The following is a 17819-nucleotide window of genomic DNA, read 5'->3' as shown; positions in this document are numbered from 1 at the left end:
ACACATGATAAGGCTTAAGAAAGAATTTACTGTTAAAGAAAATGCTTTAAGATTGGATCTTTATTTATCAAGCAATTTGGAATTTTTTACTAGAAGTCAGATTAAAAGAAGAAATGTAGAAGCTTTTAAAAAGAGTGATGGAAAATTTTTTAAGATAAAATTGTCTAAGCCTGTTTTTAAGGACGATGAAATGATGATTGAATTTGACGAAGAGATTAGTCAAATTAATTGCCTTAAGCCCAACAATATTCCTATTACTATAATTTATGAAGATTCTAATATTATTGTTTTGAATAAACCGCAAGGAATTTTAAGTCATCCCGGAATATCACATTGGGATGATACTGTTGTAAATTTTCTTTTATACCATATAAAAAGCTTGAAAATTGATTTTAATGAAGAAAAAATTAGACCTGGAATTGTTCATAGATTAGACAAAGATACTTCTGGAGTGCTAATTTGTGCAAAAAACACTAATACTTTGAGGGTTTTGGCTCAGCAGTTTAAAGATAAAAGGACAAATAAAGTTTACATTGCAATTGTTAAGGGTAATTTTAATAGTTTTTCTGGAAGTATTGAATCTTTTATAGATAGAGATAAATATAATAGGAAAAAATTTAGTGTTTCTAAAGATAGAGGTAAAAAAGCATTAACGGAATATAGATTGTTGCTCAATTTTGGGGGATATTCTCTTTTAGCTTTAAAACCTAAAACCGGTCGTACACATCAATTGAGAGTGCATATGAAATATCTTAATTTTCCAATATTGGGAGATGAGGTTTATGGCAGAGTTGATGGCAGTTTTAAAAAAATAACTTTAATGCTGCATTCTTATAAGCTTGAAATTGATGTTGGAAAAAATTCTTTAGAGAAATTTATTTCTGAATTTCCCAAAAGATTTGTTATTTTTTTGTCAAATTTTTACAAGAAAGATGAATTGAATTTGATTATTGATAATTTGGTTCTCTTTTTAAAAGATTTTTAATTTAAAATTTCTTGTTTTAATGAGATTGAGTTTATTATTTTGCCTCCAGTGATTTCATTAGTGTTAATAACAGTAATGAAACAATTTGGATCAATTTTTTGTGATATATACTTAATTCTTGACAAGCGCATTATTGGAACCACTATAAATACTATAGTTTTTTCTGTTCCTGCCCAAGCTCCCTTTCCGTCTATTAATGTAGCGCCTAATTTTAACTTGTTTGTGAGAAGATAAGCAATTTCTTTTCCTTTATCTGAAATGATTAATATTGCTTTTTGATTACCAAATCCGGTGCTTGTTTTATCTGTCATGATAGATGTTACAAAGGATGCTATTAGTGTATAAAGAGCAATTTCAATATTAAAGAAAAAGGTTGCAAGTATTAATACTGCTAGATTAACTATGAAGTTTGTTGTTCCAATACTAATTGAATATTTTTCTTTAATGATCATCGCAATTATATCTGATCCCCCTGAAGATCCTTTACCTTTAAATATTAGTCCAAGTCCAAGTCCGGAAATAAGTCCAGCTAGTATTGATACCAGCATCATATCGTTAAGATGTATTTTATTTTGTAAAAACTGGGAATAGTTTATGATAATAGAATATAATCCCATTGCAATCCAACTTTGAATGATGAATGTTATATTTAAAAATCTTATTCCAATAATAAATAATGGAATGTTTAATGCAAATATTGTCCACCCTAAATTGAAGCTTAATAAGTAATGCAGCATTAATGCAATACCCCCAATTCCTCCACTAAGAAGTCCATGAGGAATATATAAAACATTTGTGGAAATTGCCATTAGTGCAGAGCCTAAAGCTATTTGTATTGTGCTATTAAATATTAATTTGGGATTTTTAATTATAGTTTTTAATTTTTTTGCTAGTATTATGAATAATAGTTTGAGTTTTTTTTTAATTCTACGATAATGAATCTTTTTTTTCTTTTTCATCTTAACGTTAGATTTACTTTTAAGCTATAAGTTAATAATTTACTTGAATTCTATATTAATTTTGCAAAAAAAACAATTTTCTTCTCTTTTTTTATTTTTTTTGATATTATGTTCATAAAACTATGGCGATGAATTATGCAAAATTTATAATATTACTGGTTCTGCTTTTTTTTTATATTTGGTTTTTTATTATCCTTAGGATGAAAAGGGTTAATCTATTTTTGCTGGAAAAAATAAAAAATGGAGCAAAAATTTTGGATATTCGATCTCCCAAAGAATATAGTAAGTCTCATTATTTGAAATCAATTAATATTCCCTTTAATAATTTATTTGCTAAAAAGGATAAATTGGGCGATTTTGAGTCCCAAATAATTGTTTATGGTAAAAGTTTTAATAAGTCTTACGAGGCTAAAAAAGTTTTAAAAAGCATGGGATTTAAGAATGTGTTTGTTGCTGGTACTTTGAAAGACATGCCACAAACAGAAAAAAAAAGAAGTTGATTGATGGCTAAAATTATTGGGATATCTGGTGGTTCTGGAAGTGGAAAAACTACAGTTGTGAGCAAGATTAGTGAGTTTATTCCAGAGTTTGTCCTTATTTCTCAAGATAATTACTATAAGAGTGTGGGTGATTATGAACATGAGTTTTCTAAAGTAAATTTTGATCATCCAGATGCTTTTGATAATAATTTGTTTTATGAACATTTGAAAAATTTAAAAAAAAATAACCCAATAGATATGCCTCTTTACGACTTTATTAATCATAAAAGACAACTTAAAACTGTTTTGGTTGTTCCAACCCCTGTTGTTATTGTTGAAGGTATTATGATTTTTGTTGAAGAGAGAGTGAGAAATTTAATAGATCTTAAAATATACATTGACACCCCAAATGATATTAGATTTATTAGGCGCTTAAGGAGAGATATTTCTAAAAGAGGTCGTACTTTAGAGTCTGTTATTGATCAGTATTTGAACACTACTAGATGGGGTTATTATAGGTTTATTGAGCCTACCAAAGAATATGCTGATCTTATTATTCCCGAGGGGGGACATAATGATAAAGCGCTTTATGTGCTTTCAACGTTCCTTAAGTCTTTAAGTAAAGAAGGGCTAGATTTCATCTAAATTAATGATATTGGATAATAATCTATTTCAATGTAAACAGTATTTGTTATTTTTATCTTTTCTCTTGTCTTGTTAACTAGTTCTTCAAGTAAACTGTAGGATTTTGACAAGTATATTATATTGTATCTGTAATTTTTAGATATTTTTTTCATAATAGCTTCTGACGGGCCTAAATGTTCAATCCCTTCTTGTAAAAATTCTTTAGATTTTTCAAAAAATTCCCAACATTTTTGTTTAACAGATTCTTCATTTTTGCTTCTAAATATTATTCTAATAATTTTGTTAAATGGAGGATAGTTTAATTTTTTTCGTATATCTAGTTCTTGTTCGTAAAATTGTTCATATTGGTGCTTATAAGCATACTTTATGGCATAATAATTGGGATTTTTTGTTTGTATGATAATTGTGTTGTCATCTTTAAATCTTGCGGCTCTTCCCATAATCTGTGAGAGTGTTGTAAAAATTCTTTCGCTACTTCTGAAATCAGGCAATCCCATTCCAATGTCTGCGTTGATTATACCCAATGTTTTTATATTTTCAAAATTAAATCCTTTTGCAATGATTTGTGTCCCGATAAGTATATCTATTTCTTTGTTTTCAAACTTGCTTATTGAATCTATATTTTCTATTTTTGTAATATCGGAATCTATTCTTGCAATTTTTGCATTTGGCAAAAACTTTTTTAATTCTTTTTCAACAAGTTGAATTCCATAAGTTTTATATTTAATGTCTTTTGATTTGCATTGGGGGCAATGGCTTGTTGTTTTTGTTTTATAACTACAATAGTGGCATAAAAGTTTGTTTTCTTTTTTGTGGTAAATCAGACCAAATGAGCAATTGGGGCAACAAATTGTATGTCCGCATTCGTTGCATTCGAGATTTTTCAGATATCCTCTTTTGTTAATGAAAATTAAAGATTGTCTTTTTTCATTTAAACTTTTTTGTATACTGTATAACAGTTCTGATGAAATTGTGCTAGGTTCTTTTTTCATATTTATTATTTTTATATCTTCTATTTTGCTTTGAGAGAATTTGTTTTGCATTGATATTTTTTTTATTTGGTTATGTTTCATTGCGTAGTATGCTTCAAGAGAAGGCGTTGCGCTTCCCATTATAAATTTAGCATTAAATTTTTTTTGCAAAAAAAATGATATGTGTCTTGAGTGAAATCTTGGAGTATTTTCAGATTTGTATGTATTTTCGTGTTCTTCGTCCATAATTATTAATTTTAATTTGGTAAAAGGTAGCATTAGTACACTTTTAATGCCAATAACAATCAGGCTTTCTCCATTTTTAACTTTATTCCATATTAAATTTTTACTAGAATTTGGAACTTTAGAGTTATATTCATGAATTTTATCATGGTGCACATTTAATGCATGTTTTATTCTTTTTATTATTTGATATCCTAATGATATTTCGGGAATCAAGAAAAGTACTTGTTGTTCTAGTGTTAAGTAATGTTCACACAATTTGATAAATATTTCAGTTTTTCCAGATCCAGGTATTCCAAAAAGGTAAAAAACATCAATTTTTTCTGATTCAATAATTTCTTTGTAAATATTTTGTTGTTCGTTGTTTAGTTGAAGGCGATTTTTATAATCCGGATACGTATGCTCATTTGAAGGCAATGTTTGATTTTTTTTAGATTTTGAATTTTTGGGCAACCCAAAGAATAAAGTTTCTCCAAATCCCGAAAATGTTTTTTTACTAATCCAATGTGCTAAATCAATGTTATGCTCTGTTATTATTTTAGTTTTATCTAGTATTTTAATAATTTCTTTTATTTTGAATTCAAACTTTTCTTTAAATTCGTTTTCAAAATATTTTTTAATAATTATTCCAATTTTATTGGAGCCATTAAAGTTAACCATTACTCTTATTCCAATTTCTAGATTCAAGTTAAACTTGTAAAAAAAAAGTTTATTTAAAGGAATATTTATTGCAATTTCATAGTAATAAGTTGAGTGATGGTGTTCAACCATATTTTATTATGCCTTTTATTATTTTTAAATCTTGCCATATTTCTTTTTTTAATTCTGGATTTTTTATTTGATTTGTGGGAAGGTGTGTAAAAACTAATGGAATACCTTTAAATCTTAGTTCTATTCCCCTTACAATTTGAATTCTTAACGGTTGATTTAAGAAAAAATCTATTTCTTCGCAAGATAAAATTGCTTTAAGGTTTTTATTGCTGATTTCTAAGTTAAGTGATTCAATAGTGTCTATTATTTTATAATTGTGTATGTTTATGCTTTTGCACCATTTTGTTATAATATCCCTTGAAGGTTCGTTGAGATAGTTTTTATTTATATATATTATGATATGATGATGATTGTTGTTGCTTTTTTCTTGTAAACTATTATTTGGTAATAGGTTCATTAAATTTTTGGTTTTTATGGGTATTTCTGTAATTTGTTTACTATTTTCATTTTTTTGATAAATTTTAACACTTTTAACTTTTTCTATTTCTTGTTTAATCTCATTATCTATTTTTTCAAAATTTTCTGTAATTTTGCCTTCAATATTATTTTTCAATATTTTAAGTAAAAAAAGTTTTTTAGTTAAAATATTATTATTCATAGTAAACCTTATCTAAAAATAAAGCATTTGCGGGTGCAGTTGTTCTTGCAAGGTTTCTATTTTTTGATTTTAGTATTGCTTCAAAAATAGAAATTGATTCGTTTTTTATTTCGATATCCAGCATTGTACCTATTATTGATCTTACCATTTTCCACAAAAAAGAAGATCCTATTATTTCAAAAATAATATATTTCCCTCTTTTTTTAAATTTAGCAAAATGTATATGCCTAAATTTGGATTTGCTTTTATCTTTTATGCATGAAAATGTGGTAAAATCATGGTTTCCAATTAATATTTTAGCCATTTTGTTTAAATTGCTAATGTTTAGTTTTTTGTTTACATAGTGAGCTTGATAGCCTTCCCAGGGATAGTAGTTATCGCTGTTTAATATACAATAACTGTATTTTCTTTTTTTAGCGTTAAAACGTGGATGAAATGAACTTTTCACGTACTTGAGTTTTAGTATTTTTATACTGGTTTTTAATAATATTGCATTTAAAGCTTTTTTTAAATTGTTTATCGGAATATTGATATTTATATCAAAAGTTATTATTTGTCTTTTTGCATGAACTCCTTTATCTGTTCTTCCAGATGAATGGATTTTTATTTTTTTTTTGTTGATTTTCATTAGAGCTTGTTCAATTTCTCCTTGAACCGTAGGCTTTTTGGGTTGTATTTGAAATCCATGGTACATAGATCCGTCATAAGCGATCTCAGCTAATATTTTTTTCATTTATTTAAGATTTTTCATTTCCTTTGATATTTTAAAGTAAACTTCTTTGATTTTATCTAAAAGTATTGAAGGCTTTTCTTTTGAAGATTTGCCCATTCCTGCTATTTTAGAAAGAGTGGTTTTTATGTCGTTTAATTGTTTGTATCTGTATTCTTTATTGTCTTTATTGCCATAAAAGTATTCTAAAAGACCTGATAAGTAGAGAACACTGTCATAGCCATAATTTTTATCTGTATCTGGGCCAAATATGGTTGATGCACTAATAGGTTCTGAATTGCCTTTGTCTTTTTCTATAACTAGTTTATAAAGATATGCAGCTTTATGGTAAAATATTTTTTGAAGATAATTGTAGTTTTTGTTTGGTTCTTCTTTTTCAAGGTCTTCAAATGTCCAAGCAGCTCTTATTGCTGATTTTGCTTGATTTAACGTGGGGTTATAATTCTTCTCAAGATGCTCATAACATAGCATAGCAAGAATATAACTTGCAGCTCCTTCTTTTAATGTTCTAGATTTGCTAAAGTTGATCATACCATCAAAAATCTCAGTTATTTTTTTTCTTTCGGATTTTTTATTTTGCAAAATTTCTTTTTTGTTTTTAGGGATTGAATTGAATTCGCCTGGAAATGCTGCAAAGTAGCATTTTGGACATACTGTTACAGAATATATTCTAGGATAAATATTGCCATATTTGTCGTTTTTTATATATTCTCTTTTTAGATCAATTTTTAACTCTCCCGCTATTAGTCTGCTACTTCCGGTAAAAAGTTCTTCTTTTTGAAATTTAAAATAGCATATAGGGCATTCAATTTTTTCTTTTGTAAAATATGATATTTTTTTCATGAATTAATTTTCTACCATTACAAATGCAATAGCGTACTCCTTTTCATGGGATATTGTTAGGTGTAGCTTTAAATTCATTTTTATTACAAATTTTTCAATTTCATTATGCAAGCAAAAGTTTGCATTTCCTTTTAAAGATTTTATTACCTCAATATCTTTAAGGCCATAACGTAGTTTATATTGCAACAGTGGACTTAATGCTTTAATTAAAGATTCTTTAGCTGCAAATTTTCCAGCCAAACTTTCTAAAATGCTACCACCTTTTAATTTGAAATTTTCAATTTCTTTATGTGTAAAGAATCTTTCCATTTTTTTTTTATTTTCTAAAAAATTTTTGAATCTTTCAACTTTTATTATATCACATCCTATTGACTTCATGGTTTGATCTCTGAGCTTTCAATTATTTCTAGTTTTATTTTTTTGGGTTCATAATCATATATTTCTGTTTCATTGATATTCTCTTTAAGAATTATATTTGTGGCAATGTTGTAAATCCCGGGGGCTTTTATATTTGCTAGGTCAAAAGCAAGGCTTATATTTTGATTATTTATATGGGTTTTAATTTGTTTTTCAGAAAGTCTTGTTTTTATTTTTACAAACATTTTGTTTTCTGAGCTTATTATTTTTTCTTTATCTTTGATCTCAAGACCATTTTTAAGATTGTTGAAAATAAGATTAGGAGATTTTATTGTTGTGTTTGAATATTTTTTGTTTAAATAAATATTGATTACCACATGACTTTTTTCAAGCATAACTAGGGGGTTTGGAGAAACCACTTCAAGATAATCTGATACAAATAGGGTTCTTGTATCAAACTCTTTTACGTTGGTTTGAATAGTGTTTATTTTTTTGAGTTCTTGTTCAGGGCCACATACTAATAAATGTTCAGGCAGGATATTGTATTTTGCAATAAAATATTCTCCCTTACCATCTCTTTCTATAAGTTTAAACTTAGGCTCTATTTTAACTGATTTAGAGATTTTATTATCAAGATTTAGCAATACATTTGTTTTTGAAAGTTTATATTCTGCAATGTGTATTGAGTTAAGATTTTTTATTTTTATTGGTAGTTTATATTTTCCAGGAATCGTTATTTTTGATGCTTCAATAAATAATATTATTTTATTAAGATCAAGGTATTTTAAATCATCTTTGTTGACTTTTATTGTAATTTTGACTTTGCTAAAGTCGGGAATTTTTCCGAGAGCTATTTGATCATTTAAGATAATGTTGAATTCTTTTTCAGTTGTTATTGATTCTATTTTATTGAAATTAAATGCTACAAACATTAGAATAGCTATTAAAATGGAAATAGCTTTATTTTGCCAATCGTCAAATAGTAACTTTATTATGTTTGTTATTTTTTTGCTTATTTTCATTATTTTACTCTATTAGCTCTAGATTCAATTTATTTCTAATTTCATTTAAGCTTAAATTGTATTCCAGTTTTGCATTGGTTGTAATTGAAATAGACCCGGTCTCTTCGGAGGTTATTATTGTTATTGCGTCAGAATTTTCAGAAATCCCAAGCCCCGCTCTATGCCTTGTTCCAAATGCTTTGCTAATAGAATCAACATTAGATAATGGTAAAAATGAGCCTGCATATTTTAATTTATTTTTGCTGATTATTACAGCTCCGTCGTGAAGAGGGGTTTCGCGCTCAAATAGTGATATTAATAGTTCGCTAGATATTAGTGCATCAATTTTAGTTCCCTTGTTTATTATTTGCTCCAGCTGTATTTTTTTTTCGATGCATATTAGGCTGCCAGATTTGTTTTCAGACAGGTGTTTAACGGCTTTTAGGATTTCAGAAATAACTTTTAAAGTTTCTTCTTTTTTATTTGAAAGCTTAAAAGCTAAATTGAAATTTCCAATTTGCATTATTATTTTTTTTATTTCTTGATTAAAAAGTATGACTATTGCTATTGGCAATATATTGGCTATATAATTTAACAGCCAACTAATGGTATAGAGATTTAAATAATAGGAGATAATTCCTATAGAGATAAGGATCAACATCCCTTTTAATAGATTTGTAGAATAAGAATTGATCACGTTTTTATATATGTAGTATACCAAGATACTAATTAAGCTTAGGTCTAAAATTCTTGAAAAAGTATCTTTTATTTGATTTAAATCATTTATGTCTATCATAAATTCTATATTCAATCTCAATGCTAAAATAACTGTACTTATTAATCTATATTAGTATAATATAAAATATATAAATAAGCACAATTTATAATTAAATTAAATTGTTTTTGAATTTATGAATGAAAGAGAAAACATTATAGCTTTAATATTTGATTTTGATAATACTCTTATTTATGGCAATATGCAGCAAGTTCTATTTGATGAGTATTGTGTTGATTCTTGTTCCTTTTGGAAAGAAGTTGAAAGTTTAGAATACGTTTATAAGCAAAATGGTTACAATATCATTTCTAATGAAATGATATATTTATCCCATTTTTTAACCTATGTAAGAGAAGGCGTTTTAAAAAGTCTGGATAATAGAGTATTATTTAATTTAGGTGCTAAGTTAAGATTTTTTGAAGGGGTTATTGATTTATTTGATGAGATATCTGAAATAAATAAGAAGTTGGAAAATAATAATTCGCAGGTTAAGATTTATATTGTTTCAAGCGGATTTAGGCAAATGATTTTGGGAAGCAAAATTGCACCTTATGTTAGCAAAGTGTGGGCATGTGAGTTTATAGACTCGTATTTGATGCCTTTTTATGAACTTAGAGATGATAAATTTTCTAAAAATAAGGTTTTAAGCAGTGTTTGCTACTTTGTAGATCATACAATAAAAACCAGAGTTATTTTTGAAATCAATAAAGGGTCTTATGAGAAGGTTAATGAGAGAGTGCCAAAGAGTAAAAGGCAAATTCCTTTTAAAAATATATTCTACATTGCAGATGGATTTAGTGATATTCCGGCATTTGAAATCTTAAATAATATTTTAAATCATTGTAAAAATACCTTGACAGTGTATCATGGAAATGATGCAAATGCAAAAAAATTGTTTTATGAGAATAGAGTGGGAGATTTTGCTGAGGCCAATTATAGTAAGGGCACTAAATTGTATAATTGGATAATGGAGAAAATTTGCTTGAGTGTGTAAATTCATTTAATTTACTTTTAGCTTACTTTTGTTTAGTTGATAAAAGTAGTAAAAAAACCGAAAAGAGGGGATATGTTTAAAGATTTAAATACAAATCAAGGGTTAAGGCCTTGGAGAGTAGAATCTGTTTTTTATTTTATTGTCATAGTTTTAATATTTATTGGGGTTTTTAAAATAGCAGAAGCCGTATTTAAACCTTTGGCTATTTCCATAGTGTTAGGATTTTTAGTTTATCCCGTTTATACTTTTTTGGCAAAATTCAAAGTTCCAAAATTTTTAATAGTTTTTATTATATTTTTTTTGTTGTTTTCTTTTTCTTATTTGATTTTTAATTTTGTTTATTACAGTGTTACTGTTTTAATGAAGCAATTGCCCTACTATCAAAATCAATTGGCATTTATCATGAAAGATGTGCTTAGTCGTTATAAAATTGATAGCTCTGTTATTAATGACATGAATTTTTCTGGTTACATTTATCCATTTTTAACAAGAGCTTCTAATGAGATTATTGGATTTACAAGTAGCTTAGTAATAGTCTTTTTGTTGTTGTATTTTTTGCTTTCAGAAATACATGTTTTTGGGATGAAACTTGATAAAGCTTTTAAAAAGCCAGTATCTACTAGATTTATTGAGGCTCTAGATACGATTAATAATCAAATTGGCAAATATTTGGGAATAAAGATTCTTGTGAGTTGCTTAACAGGCATTTTAGTATTTATTGGATTAACTTTGTTTGGCCAAGATTTTCCTCTTGTTTGGGCAGTTCTTACTTTTGTTTTTAATTTTATTCCCAGCATTGGGTCTATATTGGCTGTGTTCTTTATTGTAATAACATCTTTGATTCAATTTTACCCAAATTTAAACATAGTGCTTTATATTTTTATATATAATACTTCTGTTCAAATGTTAATTGGCAATATTCTTGAGCCAAAAATGCAGGGGAAAAGACTTGATATTTCACCATTTTTGCTCTTATGTTTTTTGTTTTTTTGGGGATGGCTTTGGGGTATTGTAGGCCTTTTAATAGCTTATCCTTTTACTGTGATTGTAAAGGTAATAGTTGATAATGTAAGTTGGTTAAAGTCTTTTTCTGTATTTTTAGGTGGTTCTGAGATTTTAAGCAATATTAGTCATGTTTCAGTCAAAGATAAGGAGATTTGATTTTGAAAAGAAAGGTTATGCTTACGGGAGATAGACCTACTGGTGCTCTTCATTTAGGGCACTATGTGGGATCTGTAGTAAATCGGTTGAAATTTCAAGAAGAGTATGAAACATATTTTATTATAGCCGATTTGCACACTTTGACTACAAAACCCGATTTGAAAAGCATCAATACAATACCTTTTAACGTTAGGGAAATGGTTTTAGATTATCTTGCTTGCGGGATTGATCCTGATAAGGTTAGTATATATTTGCAATCAGCCATACCCGAGCTCTTTGAACTTTATTTAATATTTTCAATGATTGTTACTGTTGCGCGTTTGCAAAGGATTCCAAGTATAAAGGATATGAGCATTGCGGCTGGACTTAAAGAGATTCCTTATGGCCTTTTAGGATATCCTGTTCTTATGAGTGCAGATATTTTAATGGCAAAAGCAAATTTGGTTCCCGTTGGGCGTGATAATGAATCTCATATTGAATTTGCAAGAGAACTTGCAAGAAGGTTTAATCATTTGTACAAAAATAATTTTTTCCCAATACCCGAATCTGTTTTCACGGATTCTCGTCCTTTGGTGGGTATTTACGGCAAAAATAAAATGAGCAAGAGTCTTGATAATGCAATTTTTTTAAACGATGATGAAAATTTGTTAGAAAAAAAAATTATGTCTATGTATACAGATCCAAATAGAATAAGGGCAGATGTTCCTGGCAATGTTGAAGGTAATCCCGTTTTTATTTATCACAGTATTTTTAATAGTAATCATGAAGAAGTTGAAGATCTTAAAAGTAGATATAAGAAGGGTAAAGTGGGTGATGTTGAAGTTAAGAAAAAATTGTTTTTAGCTTTAAATAGCTTTTTAAAGCCAATAAGGGATAAAAGGAGTTTTTATGAGGCCAAAAAAAAAGATTACGTTGATGAAATCATTTTTGATGGCACTAGCAAGGCAAGGTTTATTGCAAATAAAGTAATAAAAGATGTTAAAGATTTAATAGGTCTTTCAAAAACTTGGAATGGAATAAAATATAGTGTTGAAAAAAATAAAAAATGAAGAATGAAAATTATTGATTTTATGTTAAACTTATAGTGGTGATGAACTTATTATTTAAATCAAACAATATTAATAATTATTATAATAGATTTGCCTTTTTAATTAAGTTTTTATTAAATTCTAGTAGCTTGAACAAAATGTTTCTTTTTGTATAAATAACTTCGCTGAGCACTCTTGTTACTGGCTCTGTTTTTGAGATTCTCATCCATAATGTTGCAACAATTTCTTTATCAGTTTTTAACAGCACCTTTAATCCTCCTGAGGCATCTCCTGTTCTTATCTTAGATTGTCTTTTGCCTTCATAGTTAATAATTTCATAATCAACTATTGATAATTCTTGAAATAACTTATTGCTTTTTATCTCTTTAATCAATAGATTTTCATAATTTCTTTTTAAAATTTCTTGATTTTCTATTTTTAGATTTGTTAAATTGGCTTTCTTGGATGATACTATTACATTGCTATAAAAATTTGTTGTATTTAAAATATCTTTTAAGCTATATTTTTCTTTATAGTAGTTTTTAGACAATTTACACCATATTTGGTAAAGTTCTTTCATTTTTAATAATTTTACAATACTAAGTAGAGTAGTAATTGGGTCTCTTACTCTTGAAGGATATATTATGCAACCCCCATTTGAGCCCTCTCCTGAAATTTTTACAATCAATCCTTGGGCTCTTAAATCATCTGCCATTTCTGTTAGATTGGCTTCTCCAACTTCTACTCTATAAACTTTGGCGTTGAAAAAATTTGCAATTTTTTCAATATTTAAAGATGTTGCATCATTAGTTACTATTGCTATGTTATTTTTTATTCCTGTATAATGAAGATAACTGAGCTCTGAAATTACTACAAGTGCAAATATTTTTTGTGCTTCAATAATGTTTGCAGTATTTGTGGCTTTGTCTATAAACACTAGATTGCCTCTATCTCCATCACAATCTGGTACATATCCTAGCTCAAAAGAATTGTCTTGTATATATTTTTTTTGTAGTAGTTTTTTGCATTCATTTAAAGATTTTCCTTCAGGAATAATATTATGCTTAAAAATGCCTATTTTGTCATTATATGATTCTATTTTTAATCCCAAAGATTTTATTAATTCTTTATCTATTGAATTAATTCTAGAGCTTCCATTCATTTCTGCTATTATTCCAATTGGATTTTTTAGTATTCTTTTTTTAAAAATTTCGATATTCTTATTGTTAATATCGTTTTCATATGCTATTTCATGTATTAATGATTTATATGCTTCGTAAGATTGGTTTTTATTTTTTATTTCTAATTTTATCGTTTTGTTATAACGCTCTAAATAGGATTTATCTTCATCAAATTTATTTAGAGCATTAATTAAATGGTTTATTAACTTTTCATTTTGGCTATTATTTTTAATTTGTTTTATTATTTCATGGGCTTTTGAAGAATTTAGTACACCACCATCGTTTAACCCTATTTTTATTCCATTGTACCCTATCGGATTATGGCTTGCAGAGATATAAATGAAGCCTTTTAAATCTTTACTGTTTTTCGTACAAGCTAAAATTTCAGTTATTGGAAGTATACCAAAAAACTTAATCTTTTCTTTGCTTGCTATTAATATTTTGATTGTTATTTCTGCAATAATATTGCCGGTAGGTCTTGAGTCTAATCCTAATCCAATATAGGGCTTGGATTCATTTTTAAAATAATTTGATATTGTGAAGATTATTAGCGCTATTAGTACTTTATCTTCATTGCCTATTTCATTTTCTGTTGAATCTTCGTTTTTTGATTTTGCAAAAATTTTTCTAAATCCTGAAGGAGAAAATATCATCTCGTCAAAAGCTTTTTTAAAATTTTTTATGTTAAGTGAATATTGTTTAAGCATGTAAATTTCTTCTCATTGATATTTCAGCCATATTATTGCTATAATTAATCAATAATATGGTCGCTTATATTATTATACTTAAAAATTTTGTTTTTTGCTTATATTAAAAGCTTTATCTTAAGGGGTTTAGTTTTTACTGATGAATGTTAAAGTTGATAAAATTTTTTCTGAAATGATACTTGAAAAACTTAATTCTGGTGAGATAGGGACTAATAATTTTGAATCCATTAAATATTTCCCGTGTGATAATCATGAAAATATTTTTAATATTTCGGATAAAATTTCGAAGTTTAAGTTTGACAAAGGTTTGGTTGAAGATAATTTAAAAAAATATTTTTATGATTTTTCTAAGTTTTTGTATTCAGAAGAAGGTGATTGTTATATTTTTTCTTCTTCTGATCTTGAAAATTTGGGACTTACTCTTTTTCCATATCTTTCTTTTGGAATCTTAAATGGGGGCTCTGCAACAAGTTATTTTGATTTATCTAAAAATAGGGGGGGATTAAATGAAGATTTATATATGCGGTATGAATCTAAAATACTTGAATTTAAAGAAAAATTTGGAGAATTCCCAAAGGGCATAACCCCAGCTTATATTAACAAAGATGGTAGTTCTGGATTTTCATTTTTGGCTTTGAAAATCAGGCACCTTTTAATGGTTGCTAAAAGATATGAATCTTTTTATGGTAGAAGAATTAAGCCTTCAATATTTCAAATGACTAGTTGCAAAACGGATGAATTTATTTCGAAATTTTTGGATGATTTATTTGTAGATGATTTGATTAAAAGTGTAAATTTTTGCAATTTTAAAAAAGAAGATATTTTTACAGCTGTTCAACCTTTAGTTTATTGTTATGAAAAACTGAATAACTCTAGTTATCGATATTTTACTATCAAGGATAATAAAAATGATAATTCGATTTTAGCTTTGCCTGCCGGTCATGGTCAAAATTTTAAAATTTTAAAAGATATTTATTTGCAGCTTTATGAATCTGGAAAAAGATTCATATACATTGGTAATGTTGATAATATGGGCTTTACAATTAATTTTAAAGCACTTGCTGTAATGGCTTTGACCAATTGTTCTTCTGGATTTGAATTTAGTTTTAAAAGTAAGACAGATTTTAAGGGGGGAGTATTGGCAGTAAATAGTGAAGATTGCTTAACTTGTGTTGATATTGGTGGAGGGATTTCTTTAGAGACTATACAAGAATTTGAGAATAAGGGCAATAAGCTATTATTTAATTGCGCTACTGGACTTTTTAATTTAGAGTATTTAATAAAAAATATTGATGAAATAATAGAAAAAATGCCCATTAGAGTTATAGAGCAAGATAAAGAAATTGGTAAATATGTTTCGGTTGAGCAAATAACGTGGGAAGTGTTAAAAATAATGAAAAATCCATTAATTTTAACGGTTGATAGAGATAAAAGATTTCTTCCTGCAAAGTTATTTATCGATATGTTGCTTAATAGTGACTATCTTGAAGGTAGAGATAGATGTCATAGTAGAAAGAGAGTTGATAATTATGATGCTACTAAAGACTTGGATTGTTATCTTTCTGCTTTGTTATTAAAAGATTATGGTTTGCTGCGTGGGTGTTATAGATGGACTTTTTGAAAGCTTTACCCTTTTTTATCTTTGTTTGTTTAAATTTATTTGCGATAGAATCTTTGCCAGAAATAGATTATGAATATTTTAACAAGGATAAATCAGATCTTGTAGATTTGATGAAATTTTTAGGTGAATTCGATTTTCAAACTATTTTAAAAGATAGAAACTTATTTATTGGGATTAGAAATTTAACAAATTCTGAGAATGTTCAAGAACTTAATGCTGATGATATTAATAGAATAAAAAAGATTAATCCTATTGGTATAATTTTATTTAGAGAAAATTTAAAAGATGCTGAGCAGACAAAAGGACTGATTAGTGCAATAAAAAATCATATTGGACATGATATTTTTATTGCTATTGATGAAGAGGGGGGAATAGTTAGTAGAGCTGGTGAAAATAAAAAAATGGGAGTTTATAATTTTCCGGCTATGGAGTATGTAGGGAGTGTTAAAGATTTGCATCTTATTTATAAAATTGGTGAAGTTCTTGCCAAACAATTGCGTAGACTGGGCATTAATTTAAATATGGCTCCAGTTGCCGACATAAAATTTGCACCACATACCCCATTACTAAGCAGAACATTCGGAGAATGTTCTGCTTATAGTATTGGACTTATGGTAGAAGCTTTTATTGATGGTATGCAGAATCATGGAGTATTTTCGGCAATTAAACATTTTCCCGGATTAGGGGGAACAACAATAGATACACACAAACATTTGGCGGTTTTGCCTTATAGTAAAAGCTTTTTAATGCTAAATAATTTCGTACCGTTTGTTTTTGGTAAGGCTGCTAAATTTATTATGATTGGCCATGTAAATGTTCCTAAAATTTCCAAAGATATAACTAGTATGTCTAAAAGTATTGTTAATATTATAAGAGAAAATTTAAATATTACTGGTGTTATGATGACAGATTCTTATGATATGGGAGCAATTACAAAAAGTTTTTCTAATATTGAAAATGCTATTAAAAAGTCTTTAAGTTCAGGTGTAAATGTAGTTCTTATTCCTTAGTAAAATTGTTTTAAAGATTTGTGGTTTTAAGATAATTGAAAATTATTTTATTAAAAATTTTTTATGGCATAAATATAGAGATTCCTAGATCTAAAAGAATAAATTCTTTAAAAGAAGTTGATAATTTATAATAAATGCTATAGTTATTAGGTATGAAATCAATTTCAAGTTTTAAGGCAATTAAGGGAAAGATTGGGTAGAGAAATGCATTAGTTGTTTTTCCTATAAATATAGTAGTTCTTAGAGTTAAATTGATTTGGGTCCCAATGAAGAATTTTATAGTAAGTGTATCAGCTAAAATTGAATATTTAGTAATGTAAATGGTGAAAGCTAAATTGAAATAACTATTTGAAACAAAATCTTTATTTATTGGAATAGTAAAAAAATTTATAGGGCTGAGCTGTATTTCAATCCATTCATTATAAGATGTTAATATTCCAATAAAGGCAATGTATTTATAGTCTTCATTATAAAAGATAGGATTTATATAGTTGTGGTAAACTATACCTATTTTTATTTTTTTTTTAATTATATCCTCTTTAGGAAATTCCCAGTGAGAAGCAGCTAATTTATCTTGAAAACAAAATAAATTGATATTATACATTAATAAAAAGATTAATAAAATAGCAGTATGTTTCATTTTATAAGTAAAGTAAGTTGTCTATATACAATAATATTATATATAGATAGTTTTTCAACTATATTATATTGATTCTTTTTTTAGTTAACAAGCTGTTTATATACAATTAAATAATATTAT

Annotated in this window: 18 protein-coding genes; 8 read left to right on the top strand and 10 right to left on the bottom strand. The window is 27.1% G+C overall.

What is annotated here, in order from left to right; genetic code table 11:
• The first annotated feature begins 4 nt into the window (after positions 1-4).
• Positions 5-985 (top strand): RluA family pseudouridine synthase, encoded by a 981-nt coding sequence (locus QIA27_RS00605; protein ID WP_301403429.1) that lies wholly within the window; start codon positions 5-7, stop codon positions 983-985.
• Here QIA27_RS00605 and QIA27_RS00600 read toward each other — a convergent pair.
• Positions 982-1944 (bottom strand): YitT family protein, encoded by a 963-nt coding sequence (locus QIA27_RS00600; protein ID WP_301403428.1) that lies wholly within the window; start codon positions 1942-1944, stop codon positions 982-984. The genes QIA27_RS00605 and QIA27_RS00600 overlap by 4 nt on opposite strands.
• A 128-nt stretch (positions 1945-2072) precedes the next feature.
• Here QIA27_RS00600 and QIA27_RS00595 point away from each other — a divergent pair, with 128 nt between their 5' ends.
• Both QIA27_RS00595 and udk read left to right on the top strand, forming a co-directional pair.
• Positions 2073-2444, top strand: a complete 372-nt coding sequence (locus QIA27_RS00595) for a rhodanese-like domain-containing protein (RefSeq protein WP_301403427.1) — start codon at positions 2073-2075, stop codon at positions 2442-2444.
• A gap of 3 nt (positions 2445-2447) precedes the next feature.
• Positions 2448-3068, top strand: coding sequence for a uridine kinase (gene udk, locus QIA27_RS00590; RefSeq protein WP_301353324.1), 621 nt, complete (start codon positions 2448-2450; stop codon positions 3066-3068).
• Here udk and priA read toward each other — a convergent pair.
• Genes priA through cdaA form a run of 7 tightly spaced genes read right to left on the bottom strand, consistent with a single transcriptional unit; the run spans position 3065 to position 9378 of the window.
• Complete coding sequence (priA, locus tag QIA27_RS00585) at positions 3065-5053, bottom strand: replication restart helicase PriA (RefSeq protein WP_301403426.1); 1989 nt, start codon at positions 5051-5053, stop codon at positions 3065-3067. The two genes, udk and priA, sit on opposite strands and share 4 nt — an antisense overlap.
• Positions 5046-5651, bottom strand: a complete 606-nt coding sequence (locus QIA27_RS00580) for a uracil-DNA glycosylase family protein (protein WP_301403425.1) — start codon at positions 5649-5651, stop codon at positions 5046-5048. Before QIA27_RS00580 ends, priA begins: the two co-directional genes overlap by 8 nt.
• Complete coding sequence (truA, locus tag QIA27_RS00575; protein WP_301403424.1) at positions 5644-6384, bottom strand: tRNA pseudouridine(38-40) synthase TruA; 741 nt, start codon at positions 6382-6384, stop codon at positions 5644-5646. Before truA ends, QIA27_RS00580 begins: the two co-directional genes overlap by 8 nt.
• Positions 6385-7224 carry a DUF2225 domain-containing protein gene (locus tag QIA27_RS00570; RefSeq protein WP_301403423.1) on the bottom strand — a complete coding sequence of 280 codons (840 nt, stop codon included), beginning with the start codon at positions 7222-7224 and terminating at the stop codon, positions 6385-6387.
• Between the two features lie 3 nt (positions 7225-7227).
• Positions 7228-7602, bottom strand: a complete 375-nt coding sequence (gene acpS, locus QIA27_RS00565) for a holo-ACP synthase (protein WP_301386167.1) — start codon at positions 7600-7602, stop codon at positions 7228-7230.
• Complete coding sequence (locus QIA27_RS00560) at positions 7599-8603, bottom strand: YbbR-like domain-containing protein (protein WP_301403422.1); 1005 nt, start codon at positions 8601-8603, stop codon at positions 7599-7601. The genes acpS and QIA27_RS00560 overlap by 4 nt, the downstream gene beginning before the upstream one ends.
• A gap of 4 nt (positions 8604-8607) precedes the next feature.
• On the bottom strand, positions 8608-9378 hold the full coding sequence (gene cdaA / locus QIA27_RS00555; protein WP_040351322.1) for a diadenylate cyclase CdaA: 771 nt from the start codon (positions 9376-9378) through the stop codon (positions 8608-8610).
• A gap of 115 nt (positions 9379-9493) precedes the next feature.
• Here cdaA and QIA27_RS00550 point away from each other — a divergent pair, with 115 nt between their 5' ends.
• From QIA27_RS00550 to trpS, 3 genes are all read left to right on the top strand, one after another.
• The gene (locus QIA27_RS00550; protein ID WP_301353317.1) at positions 9494-10351 is read left to right on the top strand and encodes an HAD family hydrolase; all 858 of its coding nucleotides are present in this window, start codon (positions 9494-9496) and stop codon (positions 10349-10351) included.
• Between the two features lie 72 nt (positions 10352-10423).
• Positions 10424-11512 carry an AI-2E family transporter gene (locus QIA27_RS00545; protein WP_301353316.1) on the top strand — a complete coding sequence of 363 codons (1089 nt, stop codon included), beginning with the start codon at positions 10424-10426 and terminating at the stop codon, positions 11510-11512.
• A gap of 2 nt (positions 11513-11514) precedes the next feature.
• Positions 11515-12561: a tryptophan--tRNA ligase gene (trpS, locus tag QIA27_RS00540; RefSeq protein WP_301386166.1), complete on the top strand. Its 1047-nt coding sequence runs from the start codon at positions 11515-11517 to the stop codon at positions 12559-12561.
• A 79-nt stretch (positions 12562-12640) separates the two neighbouring features.
• Here trpS and QIA27_RS00535 read toward each other — a convergent pair whose 3' ends face one another.
• Entirely contained in the window at positions 12641-14428 is a 1788-nt protein-coding gene (locus QIA27_RS00535; RefSeq protein WP_301403421.1) for a phosphoglucomutase, read from the bottom strand.
• A gap of 139 nt (positions 14429-14567) precedes the next feature.
• On the opposite strand from QIA27_RS00535, the gene QIA27_RS00530 reads away from it, so the two are divergent.
• Both QIA27_RS00530 and QIA27_RS00525 read left to right on the top strand, forming a co-directional pair.
• On the top strand, positions 14568-16049 hold the full coding sequence (locus QIA27_RS00530; RefSeq protein ID WP_301403420.1) for a UTP--glucose-1-phosphate uridylyltransferase: 1482 nt from the start codon (positions 14568-14570) through the stop codon (positions 16047-16049).
• Positions 16037-17059 carry a glycoside hydrolase family 3 N-terminal domain-containing protein gene (locus tag QIA27_RS00525; RefSeq protein WP_301403419.1) on the top strand — a complete coding sequence of 341 codons (1023 nt, stop codon included), beginning with the start codon at positions 16037-16039 and terminating at the stop codon, positions 17057-17059. Before QIA27_RS00530 ends, QIA27_RS00525 begins: the two co-directional genes overlap by 13 nt.
• A 61-nt stretch (positions 17060-17120) precedes the next feature.
• Here the strand turns inward: QIA27_RS00525 and QIA27_RS00520 are convergent, their stop codons facing one another.
• Positions 17121-17699, bottom strand: coding sequence for a hypothetical protein (locus tag QIA27_RS00520; protein ID WP_301386594.1), 579 nt, complete (start codon positions 17697-17699; stop codon positions 17121-17123).
• Between the last annotated feature and the right edge of the window lie 120 nt (positions 17700-17819).

Origin of the sequence: [Borrelia] tanukii (assembly GCF_030439725.2) — a bacterium.
GTDB classification, from domain to species: Bacteria; Spirochaetota; Spirochaetia; order Borreliales; family Borreliaceae; genus Borreliella; species Borreliella tanukii.
This window is presented reverse-complemented; position numbering and strand designations above follow the sequence as displayed.